Source organism: Acetatifactor sp. (assembly GCF_982438285.1).
Genome location: NZ_CEWDFQ010000031.1, coordinates 1 through 15,742 on the forward strand (window position 1 = coordinate 1; position 15,742 = coordinate 15,742).

Consider the following 15,742-nt stretch of genomic DNA (forward strand, 5'->3'; position numbering starts at 1 on the left):
GTATATAGCATATCAAAAGTACTACTGAAAGTCAATATCCTTTGTTAACTTTGTCATATATTTACCAATTTTCATTTCTATTTTTGTATAATTTGTCTTGCATTTCTGCCTACCCTTTCCCTTTTTATGTAAAAAGCCACCAGCGTCCCTCCTTTTCTTAAGGGACAGCCGGTGGCCCCACTGTTTTTATTATAATTTTGTGTCCCATTTTCCGCAAAAGGGATCTACAGGGCTTTGCCCCCTGAAAGTGCTTTTTCCCGTCAGCTTATCAAACAATGCGTCTATTGCCCGGGGATTTGAATTGTACACATTGATATAGGTTTTCACCCGGGGAACATCCAGCAGATGGTATGGGTTTTCAACTGATATGAAAATAATGGGTTTTTCATGAATGTAAACCGGACAGTTGGCTCCCATGGGCTGCATCCACTCAATGCGCACCACTGTCTGATTGCTCTTTGTCACATAATTTGCGCAGTACAGGCACAGATCATAATGATCCAGTATATCCGTGGTCGGGCTGATATGTCCTTCCATATTGGCTTGATCCACAAAATAGGTGTCAACCTGGAATCCAAGCTCCAGAAGTCTGTTTTTCACTTCTTCGCAGACTCCTCCTCTGACAGAGTAGCCAAACTGTGCCGTCTCCGCTTCCAATGGATAATACAGTATTCTAGGGTATCTCTCAGGAGTAATGGGCAGCACGCCCTTTTGTTCTTTCACAAGCGTGATCGACTTATCCGCGCACTCATATGCCCAGTCACGAAATATCGGTCGTCCCACCGCCTTTTTTGCCGTTTCTTCTGTTGGAAGCATCACTCCTTTATGAAGCCCCAGAGCCGCTTTCATGCCAAGAATCCGCATGACCGCTTCCCAAAGACGTCTCTCGGACAATATGCCCTTTTCATACCCTTCCTTCATAAACCGGACATCCTCTTCTTCATTTCTGGTAAACAAAAACATATCGTTTCCGGCTTCGATACAGTAGGGCACCGCTTTTTTCCTGGGCATTGCCACAGTGAATCCAGTCATTGTGGTAGCGTCCGTACAGATCACTCCGTTAAAGCCCAGCTTCTCTCTGAGAAGTCCCTGCAGCAGCTCCCTGGACAAAGACGCCGGCAAAATATCTTCATCTTTTAAGTCCGGATTCAGTTTTCTGGAATATGCAGGCTGCAGGATATGTCCGGCCATAACCGCCATTACGCCGTTTTCGATGCAGGCCCTGTAAATTTCCCCGTAGGACGCCTCCCACTGCTCCACTGTCTTGTCATTTATGGTAGTGGCCAGATGCTGGTCTCTTTCATCGCAGCCATCCCCCGGAAAATGCTTTATGGTGGCCGCAATGCCCAGACTCTGCAGCTTTTTCAGATAGGTAACGCCCATTTCCTTCACCAGCAGCGGATCAGAACCATAGGTACGTGTATTTGTAATGGGGTTTCTGAAATTATAGTCCACATCCACAATAGGAGCAAAAGCCCAGTTGCATCCCACTGCAGAAGCCTCCTTTGCACAGATTTCGGCCAGGCGCTCCGCATGCAGGCTGTCCCGGGTGGCGGCAATCTCCATTGGCGATCCAAATGTAGTGCCCTCATTTACGATACCGTCCCCTCCTTTTTCCAGATTTGCAGCAATCAACAGAGGTATTTTTGATTCTTCCTGCACCATCCTGGTATATCCGATGGTTTCCCTTATGGATGCAGGCCGGTACATCACTCCCCCCGGTCTTAAATGAGACAAAGTCTCGTTCCAGTTTTCCCTGGAAAAATTGAGTACGGAAATGCAGAACAGCTGCTCCAGCCGTTCATCATCATCCATTTCCTCCAGTGTATTTTTCACCCATTGAATTCCTTCCTCATCCAGATTAAAGGGCGGTGCCCCCAATACTTTTTTATATTCCATTTTCATCTTAATCGTTCCTCATCTTTCTAAATTTCAGTGGTTCCATGCCGGTCCGCTTTTTAAATACCTTCGTAAAATAGGAAAAAGAGCTGAAACCGACTGTTAGAGCAATTTCGCTTACAGGTATCGCTGTTGTCAATAGAAGTTCCTTTGCCCTTTCTATCCTTCTCTGGCTGATATATTCCGCAAGTGTTGTCCCAGTCTCTTTCCGGAATACTCTGCTTAGATAATCACCGTTTAAAAACAGGGCCTTGGCGATCTGTTCATTGGACAGATGCTCTTCCAAATGCGCTTCCACATATTCTTTCGCCCTGTCTGACAGCGTCTGCCTGACGGTCTTAATAACCTTTTGCCTGATGGTGCACAGCTTGTGCGCCAGCATTTCCACAAATTTAACATATTGCTCTCTACTTCTAAACGCCCTGTTCATCTGTATCTGCAGATCGCTTTCCATCAAAAAATCAGTTCCACATTTCCAGTCTGCGGCACAGGCATAGGCCGCCTGCATACAGATTCCTGTGTAATCTTCAAGTATGCCGCTGTTTAAGCTTCCTTCTGAAATATTCTTTCTGGCAAATCTGCAGATGGTATCCGTGATCTCCTTCTCTGTCCCTGTTTTCATCAGGTTTTCCCACTGCTCAGGATCCGGCTGGGGAAACTTTGTTTTCCGGATAGGCAGATCCTCCTCCAAATACGCTGTCAACTCCTTTTTCAGCACCTGCCGCTTCGCTTTGGAAAGCAGCATTTCACACAGCTTAGGCAGCTCCCCTACCGTAGCGCAGGGCGCATAAAAAGCATTGAAATAGCATTCCAGATATTTTCTGCAGATTTTAAAAAATCGAGCCAGCTCTTCCTCCAGTTTTTTTGACTTCCCTCCTTCCTGATACCCACCTTTACGCACGGATGATTCACAAAGCCCCTCTGGACTCTGCACTTGACTTTCATCAAATATTATACCGGCTAAAAACTCTTCCATCCAAAACACCCAGCCTTGCTTTTTAATCAGAATCTCATCCGCCATATTGCGTATTGCAAATCTCACATTCTTGTCCTCCCAAGCATTTACATCTTCATGACTAAACAATATATCGATCAAAAACAGACGGTAACGATATTCCTTTTGAAAAGGCTTGTCAATGCAGATGAACAGCTCTTCCAGAAGCTTTTCCGATACGGAAAGCTCTCCTGTCAGCATATCATTCCAAAGTTCCTGGGAAAGGCGATCCCTGTTGCGGATAAATAATTTTTCTCTGACGGCAGCGTTTTTCTGACGTTTGATCTTCTGTACCTGTCCCAGCGCCTTTTTCAGCGCTTCCTTAAGTTCCTCATATGCCACAGGTTTCAGCACATAGTCGATACTCCCAAGCTGAAGAGCCTTCCTGCTGTACTCAAAATCCGCATGACAGGTAAGGATCAGCGCAACCACTGATATTCCCAGCTCCCTGATCCACGAAAGAAGCTCCAAGCCACTTCCGCCAGGCATTTCAATGTCGCATAGGATCACATCTACAGACTCCGTCAGCAGGATTTCCTTTGCCGCGACTACGTTTCCTGCCGTGTATACCTTCTCAAAGCCCAGTTCTCGAAAATCGACACCGTGCTTTAAGCCTTCCAGGGCATATTCTTCATCGTCAACCAATAATATCCGATACATTTTCCTGCCCTCCTGTTCTGATAAAAGGAATCTTCAGCCTTACCTCGCTTCCCCCCTCTTCTTTATTTGCAAAATCCACAAAAACCGGCTTTCTGTAAGTATAGCGCAGCCGCTCACACACATTAAAGATTCCTGTATGTTCTCCTCTTTCGTCAGTTTCCATAGTTCTGCTTTCCAGTTTTCTCAGCGCTTCAGCAGAAAATCCCTTCCCATTATCCGAAATAATGATTTCCAGATACTCCTTCCCGGCTCTTCGCGCCGAAACCTCTATTTTCAGGCGCTTGTTCGCTATTGCTCCATGCTTAAAGGAATTTTCCACAAATGTGATCACCGTAAAAGGCGGGATCAGCCCCTCCTCGATCTCTTTGTCAAACTGTACTGTTACATAGAGCATATCCCTCTGCAGTATTTTTCGTATATCCGCATAACTGCTCACATATCCGCATTCTTCCCTGATACGGACAAAGCTTCTGTCAGCCCGGAAAACATATCGAAAATATCGGGAAAGGTTCAGAACCAGCTCCTGTATCACGCGATCCTGCCCTGTCTCCGCCAGGCTGTATATACCATTCAGGGAATTCAGGAAAAAATGGGGTCTGATCTGATACTGAAGCTGAAGAAGCTCCAGCCTCTGCTCCGTTTTCTGCTTTTCCAAGAGCTCCTCCTGAAGTTTTTCCAGCTGGTTCATCATGTGGTCGAAGGCTTCGTAAATCATTTGAAATTCCACCGCCATATTTTCCTGCCATCCTGCCCTTACCTTGGTATCTCCTTCGGCGATCCGCGAAATCGTGTCTGCCAAATGCCTGGTTGGTTTCAAGATCTCTTTTCTTACCAGTATTACACACACAGGGATCAGAAGCATTCCCGCCGCAATCAGGATCGAGGATACCCCATACAGCTCCATCACATTGGCATAAACCGCTCTCTCGGGAATCAACCCCGCCAGATAAAAGCTTCCCATGCGGGAGGCCACATACAGCTGCAGCCAGCGCTGCCCTCCTACTTCCACCCATTCTCCCTCTGAAAGCTCTGCCGGAGACTGTGAATCCTCAGGCAACGGAAACAGGCTTTCCATGTACTCTCCCGTTTCATCGCACAGTACCACATTACTGTCCTCAGAAAAAAAACTACCCATGTTCATGCAGTTTTCCGCCTTTAACAAAATACCAATATGGGCATTTCCATATTTAATATTGCGCATAAGATAGACCTGAGGGCCTTCAAAGCAGAACCATTCGGAGGGCGTGCTCCTGTTTTTCTCCAAAAGGGTTTCCACCGCCTCACTGAGGTCCTCCCTGATGGCGTACTCCTGCTCAACCTTGCCCGCCAAATAGCATCGGGACACGGAGGAATCGTAAATATACATATAATCGATAGCTTCATAACCGGCCACTGCTTCAACCAGCCTCTGGTATGCCTGGTATTTATACAGCTCATATTGTTCCGGATATACCCGTGAAAATGCAATGGCCTGAACGGCTTCGTTTCCGGTCACATAGGCGCGCAGATAATCCTCCAGATTCTCCAGCCTGTCATCCAGGTTGTACATATAATAGTCCATCAGCTGAAGCTGGGATTCATAGGATTTCCGCTTCAGCACCGATCCGCTGTAAAACATGATAAACAGCAGCAGCAATACCAGAGGCAGATAAACCGCGCATAAGATCAGCATGGCTTTAAAGTGAAGAGTTCCTGTTTTTTCTAAAAACGTCGATTTTTCCATCACTGTCTCTCCAGGATTTTATTTCCTTTCTTCCTCATCCTAAGACCGTTGACCAGCACCGCAAGAGAACTGACTGACATTGCGAAGCCTGCCAAGGCCGGATTCAGATTTCCGGATATAGACATTATAATTCCTGTCAAGTTGTAAAGAAAAGCCCATGCCAGATTTTGGCGGATATTTTGGTGAAGAGCCCTGCTTAACTCCACCAGCGCCGGAAGCTGCAGCAGACTGTTTTTTCCTATTACAATGTCTGCCATCTCCTGAAGAGCGTCACATCCGCAGCCCAGCGCAATTCCTGTTTCCGCTTCTGCCGCCCCCGGAATATCGTTGAGCCCATCTCCTGCCAGCACCACTCCCTTTTTTCCGCCGCAGGCTTTTACCATTTCCGCCTTCCTTTCGGGACTGCACTCGGCCTCCACCCGTGTAATCCCCGCTTTTTCAGCGATCCGGAGAGCTTCCTTTCTTTTATCCCCGCTTAAAAGCACAGGCTCAATCCCCTGTTGTATGAGCCGTTCCACAGCCTCTTTGGTGCCCTTACGCAGAGTGTCCTCAATTTCCAGGAAGCCCTCTGTGCGCCCTACTGCAAAATAGATACTTCCCTCCTTTGCTGTTTGCGCTGATTCCAGTTTTCTTCCGATTCTTTCTTCCACAAATTCTTTGCTGCCCACAAACATTTTTCCAAGGGGAGTTCCGCCTTCCACACCGTTCCAGTATTCCTGAAAGTATTCCGGCTCCGTCTCGTCTCCGTACTGGACGGCGAAGCGCCGGATGGCCTTTGCCGCCGGATGATTTGACCTTTTTTCTATTCCGCCAAGCAGGGAAAGAATCCGGGATTTTTCATCGGGATAATTTAATTCAAATTTTTTCACCTGAAGTTCGCCCGTAGTCAGGGTGCCTGTTTTGTCAAAAATCACTGTGCCTGTCCGGCGCAGCCTTTCAAATTTTCCCTCTTCCCGGATAAAAATCCCATGATCTGCCGCCGCGCCCAGAGTACTGATCACGCTGATGGGAACCGCCAGCCCCATGGCGCAGGGGCAGGCCGCCAGAAGCACGCTGAGCGCGCACTCCACTGCTTTTTCCAGATCCCCCGGACGAAAAAAGCCATACCATGCGAACAATGTGATAAGGGCCGTCACCGTTACGGCCGGGACAAAATACGTCATGAGACGATCCGTAAGAGAAACTGCCACAAGCTTTTTTCCCCGCATTGCCGAAGACGCCTCCTCCATCAGCCGGTAAAAAATGTTTTCCTCCGGCTTTTTATCCGTCTCATACACCCCATAGCCCCTGATAACTATGCTGGCGCCCTCAACCCTTTCCCCCGGGCCTTTTTCCACCGGATAATACTCGCCTGTCAGCACCGATTCGTCCAGGCAGAGATTTCCTTCCAGTATCACTCCGTCCACCGGAACCCTTTCCCCCGCCCGCACAACTATCCGCATTCTAGGTTTCACCTCTTCAACAGAGATCTCCCTTTCCCCTTCCCCGGTGAGAATCCTGGCCTTTCTGTTTTTATAGTTTATCAGGCTGCGGATTCCATCCGCGCTCTGTCCCCTGATCCCAAGCTCCAGAAAACGCCCGATCAGGACCATGGTGACCGCCGCCGCCAGATTGTCAAAGCAGGGCCTCATCTCCCCTCCCGGAACCGCCAGTGCAAAAACGCTGTATACATATCCAGCCGTGGCAGCCAGAGCAATGAGTACGGCCATGCTGCCCCTGCCGTTTGCCAGGGCGCCTTTGGCTTCCCGGTAAAACTCAAAGACTACAATTCCCTGCACCAAAGTCCCAAGCAGCAGCTGAACCGCTGCCGGCATGGCTTTCCCAAACCCATTCAGCAGCACAGAGCAGAAAAAAGCCATCAGCACAAATCTGCGCAGACGCACTTTTCTTTTTCTTTCCAGCTCCTTTATGCTTTTGCCTTCACCTGTCATCTCATCCAGCCGGTATCCGGCCCGGCGCGCCGCCTGGCGCGCCGCTTCCTTGTCCGCTCCGTCGTCATAGCGAATCACTACTGTGTCCATTAGGTAGTTTACCTCGGCCTCCAGAACGCCCGGGGTCTTTTCCAGTGCTCTCTTAAGAATATCCGCGCAGGCATAACATACCATTCCGGATACCTGCAAAACCTCAGTCCTCGTATTCGTATCCATCTGCGTCACACTCTTTTTCTTTCCCGAAGCCCAAAAAATCTTTTATTTCCCTGAAATTAATTACAAACTTTACGATCAAGATGGCTCCCGCCACACAGCAAAGCATAAGCTTTCCCCCTTTGCCGTTTTTATTCCTGCCATGCGTTCATTCCTTTCAAAAGCAGCCGGATACCAAGCAATATGGTGATTCCAGCGCTGATCTTTAGAGCTATCCCCCGGGTCTTTCCGGTGATTAAGCCATGCAGTGTGCCAAAAAGCAGAAGCACCGGAATGGTTCCTGCCACAAAGAAGCACATTTCGGCTGCCGCCCAGAGAACGCTGCCGGTTCCCGCCGCGTATACCTGGGCTGCGTTCAGCCCCCCGCAGGGCAGCAGCTCCGTCAGCATTCCCGCAAGAAACGGGCCGCTTCCTTTTGCTTTCTGGAAAAAAGTGGAAAGCAGTTTCCCCGACGCCGGCGTCAGTTTCTTTTTGATCAGGCCCATATGAACAAGGCCCATGACGATCATGACGCTCCCGCAGACCACAGGAAAGAGAAAACGGAAATATGTATTTTGATAAAACAGCATTCCTGTCATCCCAAGCAAAAGCCCCGTGAGCGCGGCGGTGACCATTCTTCCTCCATGGTACGCAAGCTGTTTTATCAACAGCAGTCTGCCGCCGCCTTTTTCTCCAACTGCCACAGTCATAATGATCCCGCCGCACATGCCTACGCAGTGCACGGAAGTCATTACCCCATATAAGAAAAGCATTTACTCCCTCCTTATCCTGATTTTTGTCCTGCCATTCAATATCACACGCAAAACCGCGCGCCCGGTGTGATCTGCCCGGAAGGTCTGCCCGATGCCCTCCGCCACATAAGCCTGAAGGGGCTTCAGCCGTGCGATTCCTATTTGCTGCTCCTTTTTTTCACTGCCGCTGCACAGCACAAGCTCCAGATCACTGCCATCCGTGCTCACCGCCCGTGCCACCATCACGTCGGGATAGGAGCACTCATCCAGCACCGGCCCTGCAAGCGCCTGGGCTGCCGGCCCCTTATGTATAGTGTCAAACCAGTCTCCCTTCCTTGCCCATTTACTCAGGCACAGATAGGCCATATTGATGACGGCCACATCCTTATACCGAAGGATCCGTGGATTTTTGGAGGCCTTCAGATAATGTCTTTCCACCGCCTCCAAGGCTTCCAGCAGCTCGTAATCTCCATACTCAGCCGCAGCCTGTTCCAAAAGCCCGCAGTACATGCTGGGATTTTTGGTCATTGTCCCCAGATCCACCGCCTGCTCCCAGGGAATGCTTTTCAGATAGGCCATGCCGTCCTTTATGCCCACCACCTCATCCTTTACCAGGGCGAAGCACCGTCTTGCCAGTCCCGGATAAATTGGTTCGTACTCCAATCCCAGGGAAATCCCTCCAATGGGAGAGACATTCATCGCCGGCTTGTGCATGAATCTGCAGGCTCCGAATAAATAATGCCGCATATCCGCCACGCATCCGTCCGCCTCCACAAATTCCCTTTTCAGGGCCTCGTTATACTGGTCCAGTATATCCGCGGCATAGGAGGTGTTATGATCCCTGTCATAAATCATGGTTCCCAGCATTCCATAGGAGTTGCATATGGGAAAGGCGATGTGGGGTTCACAGGGGATCAGCACGGCCGGATACCGGCTCTCCTTCCACTGCCTGGCCAGCAGCTCCGTAAGGCTTCCCGCACTGTAAGCATATTCTCTCTTTCCTTCTCCCTTGAAAGGACGAAAACGTATAGAGCCCTCTTTTTCATAGCGGCGGTCATTGGGATTGGCCCCCGAAACCGTTTCCCCCCGGAGCAACCCGCCCCTGAGCATGATGTTTTCCCTTTCCACAGGATCCGGGTTCCAGCGAAAATGACCGCCCAGGCATTCCCACTTCCAATAGCCGCAGCACCTGGGATCGGTAAAGGCTTCGATCAGAAATCTCCAGGCCCTGTTCTGGTATCCGTGAAAATTGGGCGTATATTTGCACTGCATCAGCATCAGGGCATATCCCAGCGCCGCAAACTGATAGCGGTATGCTCCCATGGAATTGATGGAGGTTTTGTTGTAATCAGTAAAATCGCCCTTTTCCCGCAGGGTCATGTCAAACAGATATCCGGCGGCCTTAAGTCCTCTTTCATCCAGCTCCCGGTAGTCCTGCTGCTCTGTGTTTTTTACTGCCGCTGTCTTTTGGTCGGTTTCGCCTTCCCTGCAAAGCTTCTCCACCGGTTCCATGATTTCTGAAAATCTTTCCGTTCTGCGGGCTCTGTCCCTGAGAATACGCCTTTCCAGGAGCTTCTGACGAAACTCAAAATACCCCAGGCTTACCGCCGCGGCGGCCATGGGAAGGAGCAGCGCGGGAGGGCCCACGTCGCCGCCTTTTAAAAGCCCTCCCGCCGCCCCTGCCAGCCAAAGCGCCGCCATAAGGGCAATATTTCCGTAAAGCTCGATCACCTTCCGGCCAATGGTAAAAAAGCACATTAATACTGCGATCCCAAGTAATACTCCCTGCCAGGTCCCCCAGGAAAAAAAGCCTCCGCCGGGAACCACAAGCCCCAGAAAGCAGCGTATGAGACGTGGAGGCAGTGGGATTCCCAGCCATGCTCTCACGCACCAGGGAAGAATGCCAATCAGGCATAAAGCTGCGTACTGTATCCTTCTTTTAAGCCGGATTTTTTCCATGACCGGGCTGTTGGCTCCGGTCTGAGGCCCGGTTTCCGTAATCAGGGGAGTTTCACTCCACCGTTTTAGTTTTTTTTGCAGTTCTTCCATATCACTCACCATTCTGAAGCGTTACAAACTATGCCGTCTGTCAGCGTCTGCGCCGCCTGTCTTTTTACTGCGCTGCCCGGGCAGCGTCCATCTGTTCCTGTTTTACAGTAATGATCTCATCGATACCGGCCGCCGCAAGTCTTTCCTGAAATTCCTGCAGCATGCTGTCCGGATCAACCGTACCGTTCTCGAGCACCATCCGATATTGGCTCATAACCGTATTCACAGCCGCCACTTCTGTTGATACGCTGTTTAGATCAAAGGACAGGCCGAAGGCCGGAGATTTTTTCGTGCTTTCATTAAACTGCTCCGTAATGGTCCAAAGATCGTCCACATCGCTGTCCCACAGATAGGTGATGAAATTATTTCCGATCTCCCAATGATTGAACACATATCCGCTGTCTGTGACTCCCTCCGGCAGGGTCGCTTTTCCCTCTTCATTCAGAACATAGTGTTCACCTTCGATGCCGTTTGCCAGAAGGTTCATCAGGTCTGCGTCCGTATAAAGAAGATTTAAGAATTCCAGAGTCTTTTCCACGTTCTGACAGTTTCTTGCAATGCCCATCTGCAGGGCCGCCACATCCTGGGTGCAGGCAATAGGTTCTGATATATTCACCTGTATCAGCTCTACACCGGAATTTTTCGTTTCCTGTTCAGCGTATCCTGGTTTCATATTTGCCAGCCACGCAAAAGCTTTCCCCGCAGCCATAAGGCTGGAGCCGGTTTCCTGAGTGGTAGTGATATCCTCATATACATATCCCTCGTTAAACCACTGGTTCACCAGCCGCAGCGTTTCCTCATACTCCGGCGTTTCAAACAAATTCACCACCTGGGCGCTTTCGTCGTCCAGCATTACCACTCCCATTTTATCCTGAAGCAGATCAAACTGGCTGCCCAGGATCATTTCGCTGATGGAGGTTGCGGAATCAAAGCTGACCAAGGGATATACATCCGGCTCATTTTCCTTGATGATCTGAAAGACCTCTCCCAGATCCTCCCAGGTTTGTATGGACTGCGTGTCAATATTATATTTCTCCACCAGATCCTTACGCATTACCGCTCCATACTCTACGCCGTACTCCTTCGTAGGCGGCAGACCGTAGAGCACGCCTCCCACCTTACAGCCCTCCAGGTTCTCTGCCCCGATGACTTCCACCGCATCCGCACAGTAAGTATCCACCAGATCTGTAATATCCACCAGCTGCCCCTGGGCGATCTGACTGCTCATATTAAAATTCTGGGATATCAGAAGCGTGTCCAGCTTCTCATCGCCGGACAGCATCAGAGTCATCTGCTGCACATAAGATGCCACATCCAGAGGCATCAGCGTTACCGTTGCGTTAATCTTTTCCAGAGTGATCTCACTCATGGCTTCAGATACCTGAGCCGCGTCCGCATAATTGGTCATTGAAAAATACGCCATGACAATTTCATAGGGTTCTTCTTCCTCCGAGGCTCCCTGTCCGGAGGCTTCCTCCTGCCCGGTCTGCGACTGGGAATCACCCGACGCTTCGCCCTGTTCCTGCGTGCCGCATCCGGCCAGGATCCCCAGACTCAAAACTACGCTCATCACTGCTGCCAGCCACTTCTTTTTCATAATCAACCTTCTTTCTGCGCGGATATTATTTTGAAAAGACCCGCCTGCCGCGCTCTGGCAATGTCTCTTCCTCCTCAGCCCTTCACGGCGCCGAGGGCGATTCCCTTTACAAAATATTTTTGGAAAAACGGATATGCGGCCAGCATCGGCACTACACCCACCACCGCAATGGCCATTCGAACGGTCTGACTGGGCAGATCTGCAGCGCTCACATTGCCTCCTAGACTGGTTGTACTCAAAAACTGAATATTTGAGGTCATGCGATTGAGCAGATTCTGCAGGCTGAACAGACTGCTGTCCGTAAGGTACACTAACCCATTGGTCCAGTCGTTCCAATAAGTCACGCTGATAAAAAGCCCCAGTGTGGCGAAAATAGGCTTGGACAACGGAAGAACCACACTTGTGAAAATTTTAAACTCCTTTGCCCCATCCACTCTGGCCGCCTCCAGAATCTCCACCGGAATGGAGGACTGGAAGAAGGTTCTGGCCAGCATCACATTGTAGGCCTGAACTAAGAGATTGGGGATCAGCAACGCCCATACGGTATTCTTAATATGAAAATACTGTGTATAGACCAGATATGTGGGTACCAGTCCCCCATTAAACAGCATGGTGAAAAAAACATAAAATGTCATGACCTTGCGTCCCGGCAGTTCCTTTCGGGAAAGAGGATAGGCACAGGCTACCGTCAGCCCAAGTCCAGACAATGTCCCCAGTACCGTAACCAAAATAGAAATCCCATAAGCCCTTAGGATGGTGGAGGCACTTTTCCACAAATATTCATAGGCTCCCAGACTGAACACTTCCGGCCAAAACCGATAGCCGTTCCTTGTAATATCCAACTCATCCGTAAAAGAGGAAACCACCAGAAGGAGGAATGGCAAAATAATTGAAAGAGCCACCATTCCCAGTATCAGATATGCGATTATTTCCAGTTTTCTGCTTTTGATCATTTTACCTCATCTCCGCGCATCCCATGTCTGCGCCAACGGCGTGTTTTTGATTTTCCCTAAAACAGTGCGTTTTCAGGACTGCGTCTTCTCACTATCCAGTTTGCCAGCATCACTACCGCAAATCCCACCACGGACTGGTAAAATCCGGCCGCCGATGACATACTGATATTTCCTATACTGAGCAGTGCATTGTAGACATATACGTCTATGGTATTTGTGACATCATATAAGCTTCCTGAATTCATAGGCACCTGATAAAAAAGACCGAAGTCCGAATAAAAAATCTTACTCACTCCCAAAAGCACCATAAGGGTAATCACTGACGACAGCTCCGGCAGCACCACATGCCTGATCTGCTGCCATTTTGTGGCCCCGTCCAGGGCTGCCGCCTCATAATAAGTGGGATCAATCCCCACTACTGCAGAAAAATAAACAACGGAAAGATAGCCGCAATTTTTCCAGAGCTGTACAAAGGTAAGAATAAAAGGCCAGTATTTTTCCTCCGCATACCAGGATATTTTTTCCATTCCTATTGCCCGTAGAACAGTATTGTTAACAAATCCTGATTCTCCGCTTAAAAAAGCATACACCAGATAACTGACTATGACCATGGATATCAGATAGGGAAGCATCATGGCGCTCTGGAGCATATTTCTAAACAACCGACTTCTGATTTCATTAAGTAATATGGCAAACGCTACACAAACCACCGTATTTAAGGCGATAAACACAAGGTTGTACAAAATTGTATTTCTGGTGATGATAAAGGCATCTGGGGTCTTAAACAAATATTCAAAATTTTTTAAGCCCACCCAGGGGCTCTTCCATATCCCCAGATTAAAATTTATACTCTTAAAGGCAATCGCCAGTCCTGCCATTGGCAGATAATTATTAAACAGGAAATATAGCCCAGCAGGCAGAAACATGAGATAAAGGGGAATCCACCTTTTAAATCTCCGCAGCTTTCTGTTTCTCAATCTTTTCCCTCCTTATCCAAAAATAGTTTTTGATCTTTTGACCCTGTACTCAAATTTATTATAGGAAAGAAAAAGTAGAAAGAATAATAATTTTGCGATGTAAAATAGAAAAATTCCGACCTGATGACAGAATGAAAAATGCGACAGGTACTGATGAGCCCATCTCTTGCTCCAAAGAATATGTGGCTTGTAAAAAGCCACCAGCGTCCCTCCTTTTCTTAAGGGACAGCCGGTGGCCTTCCAAATGGCTGTAAACGGAACGAATCCCATTTACCCGCCTGCTTTGCAGCTATGAATTTTTATGACAAGCTTGTCACAAATCTATCGAAGGCTTCCTGCCCTTCCGGCGTTCTCTTGTAAACTCCTGCGTCCTCCAAAACCTCCATGAACACCAGTCCGATCTCCTCCTGGATGATCTGGTCGATATTGGAGGCGTCGATCTGTGCATATTTGGGCTTAAATTCCTCCACCCAGTCCGCATGCTTTGCAAGAACCTGGTCTGTACGCAGATCCGCTCCCGTAAGGATGGCCTCCTTTAGCAGGGCCATTTCCTCCTTCAGACGGGCGGGAAGCACTGCAAGTCCCATGACCTCTATCAGGCCGATATTTTCCTTCTTGATATGATGCAGCTTTGCATGGGGATGATATACGCCCAGAGGGTGCTCCTTTGTGGTGATATTGTTCCGAAGCACCAAATCCAGCTCATAAAGCTCCCCTCTCTTTCTGGCGATGGGGGTAATGGTGTTGTGGGGCTCGCCCTCCGTCTCTGCAAAGATGAAAGCTGCCTCATCTGTATAGCTTCTCCATTTTTCCAGGATCACATCCGCCAGGGCAATGATTCTGTCTGTATCCGCTGCCTGGAGACGGATCACCGACATGGGCCAGTTGACAATTCCGGCTTTTACATCCTCGTATCCCGCCACAGTAAAGCTTCTTTCCACAGGGGCCTTTGCCATGGCAAACTCATAGCGTCCTCCCTGGAAATGATCGTGGCTTAGGATGGAGCCCCCCACAATGGGAAGGTCTGCGTTGGAGCCCACAAAGTAGTGGGGAAACTGCTTCACAAAATCAAAGAGCTTGCAGAAAGCCGCGTGATCAATCTTCATGGGCACATGCTGAGAATTAAACACAATGCAGTGCTCATTGTAATAGACATAAGGAGAATACTGAAAGCCCCACTGGCTGTTGTTTATGGTCACCGGAATAATGCGGTGGTTCTGCCTTGCAGGATGATTTATCCTGCCTGCGTAGCCCTCGTTTTCCTTGCACAAAAGACATTTTGGATACCCGGACTGCTTTGCATTTTTGGCCGCTGCAATGGCTTTGGGGTCCTTCTCCGGCTTAGAAAGATTGATGGTGATGTCCAAATCGCCGTACTTTGTGGAGGTGACCCACTTTTGATCCTTGCAGATACGGTATCTGCGGATATAATCAGAATCTCTGCTCAGCTTGTAATAATAATCAGTCGCCGCCTGAGGAGACACATTTTCATACAGCTCGAAAAAACGTCTGATTACCTCGCTTGGACGGGGCATCAGCATGCTCATAATCTTCGTGTCAAACAGGTCCCGATAGACAATGCTGTTTTCCGTCATCAGCCCCTTTTCAAAGGCATAATCCAGCATCCCCGAAAGAACCTCCTCCAGCTCGTCTTCTCTCATTGTGACATCTGTGTCAGAATCCTCCAGCTCATCTAACCCAAACAGCTCCAAAAGCCGGTTGGTGGTGAAAATCACGTCCTCTTGGGGAACAAGGCCGGTCTGTACGCCGTAGGACACCAGTTTTTTGATATAGGTCTGAATCATTGCTCTCTTCCTCCCAGAATATTATGGTCTGCGCCAATGGAGCTGCCCATGGTGCTGCGCACCCGTCAGATGCGGCAGGGGCCGTCTCCAATCTCCACCACATAAAAGTCAGCGGCATATCCGATTTTTGCTTCATAGGCTTTGCCCACCTGTTCAACGAAAGTGTCGATGGCGTCGTCCCGCACAATACTCACCGTGCAGCCTCCAAAG

At 49.2% G+C, this 15,742-nt stretch carries 10 protein-coding genes and 1 pseudogene; all 11 read right to left on the reverse strand.

Going from position 1 to position 15,742, the window contains the following annotated elements; all coding sequences use genetic code 11:
- Nucleotides 1–189: 189 nt before the first annotated feature.
- Nucleotides 190–1,905 (reverse strand): glycoside hydrolase family 3 protein, encoded by a 1,716-nt coding sequence (locus AC1WIP_RS02870; RefSeq protein WP_481140392.1) that lies wholly within the window; start codon nucleotides 1,903–1,905, stop codon nucleotides 190–192.
- 1 nt (nucleotide 1,906) lies between these two features.
- Entirely contained in the window at nucleotides 1,907–3,553 is a 1,647-nt protein-coding gene (locus tag AC1WIP_RS02875; protein WP_481140393.1) for a response regulator transcription factor, read from the reverse strand.
- Nucleotides 3,531–5,276, reverse strand: a complete 1,746-nt coding sequence (locus AC1WIP_RS02880) for a sensor histidine kinase (protein ID WP_481140394.1) — start codon at nucleotides 5,274–5,276, stop codon at nucleotides 3,531–3,533. Before AC1WIP_RS02880 ends, AC1WIP_RS02875 begins: the two co-directional genes overlap by 23 nt.
- The gene (locus tag AC1WIP_RS02885; RefSeq protein WP_481140395.1) at nucleotides 5,276–7,423 is read right to left on the reverse strand and encodes a heavy metal translocating P-type ATPase; all 2,148 of its coding nucleotides are present in this window, start codon (nucleotides 7,421–7,423) and stop codon (nucleotides 5,276–5,278) included. Before AC1WIP_RS02885 ends, AC1WIP_RS02880 begins: the two co-directional genes overlap by 1 nt.
- Nucleotides 7,424–7,551: 128 nt before the next feature.
- Entirely contained in the window at nucleotides 7,552–8,172 is a 621-nt protein-coding gene (locus AC1WIP_RS02890) for a sulfite exporter TauE/SafE family protein (protein ID WP_481140396.1), read from the reverse strand.
- Nucleotides 8,173–10,200 (reverse strand): linalool dehydratase/isomerase domain-containing protein, encoded by a 2,028-nt coding sequence (locus AC1WIP_RS02895; RefSeq protein ID WP_481140397.1) that lies wholly within the window; start codon nucleotides 10,198–10,200, stop codon nucleotides 8,173–8,175.
- Between the two features lie 64 nt (nucleotides 10,201–10,264).
- Complete coding sequence (locus tag AC1WIP_RS02900; RefSeq protein WP_481140398.1) at nucleotides 10,265–11,797, reverse strand: ABC transporter substrate-binding protein; 1,533 nt, start codon at nucleotides 11,795–11,797, stop codon at nucleotides 10,265–10,267.
- Between the two features lie 74 nt (nucleotides 11,798–11,871).
- Complete coding sequence (locus AC1WIP_RS02905) at nucleotides 11,872–12,750, reverse strand: carbohydrate ABC transporter permease (RefSeq protein WP_481140399.1); 879 nt, start codon at nucleotides 12,748–12,750, stop codon at nucleotides 11,872–11,874.
- Between the two features lie 56 nt (nucleotides 12,751–12,806).
- Nucleotides 12,807–13,676 carry an ABC transporter permease gene (locus AC1WIP_RS02910; RefSeq protein ID WP_481140401.1) on the reverse strand — a complete coding sequence of 290 codons (870 nt, stop codon included), beginning with the start codon at nucleotides 13,674–13,676 and terminating at the stop codon, nucleotides 12,807–12,809.
- A 350-nt stretch (nucleotides 13,677–14,026) separates the two neighbouring features.
- Nucleotides 14,027–15,532 carry a UDP-glucose--hexose-1-phosphate uridylyltransferase gene (galT, locus tag AC1WIP_RS02915; RefSeq protein WP_481140400.1) on the reverse strand — a complete coding sequence of 502 codons (1,506 nt, stop codon included), beginning with the start codon at nucleotides 15,530–15,532 and terminating at the stop codon, nucleotides 14,027–14,029.
- A gap of 65 nt (nucleotides 15,533–15,597) precedes the next feature.
- Nucleotides 15,598–15,742, reverse strand: a pseudogene (locus tag AC1WIP_RS02920) (galactokinase); the annotation flags it as partial.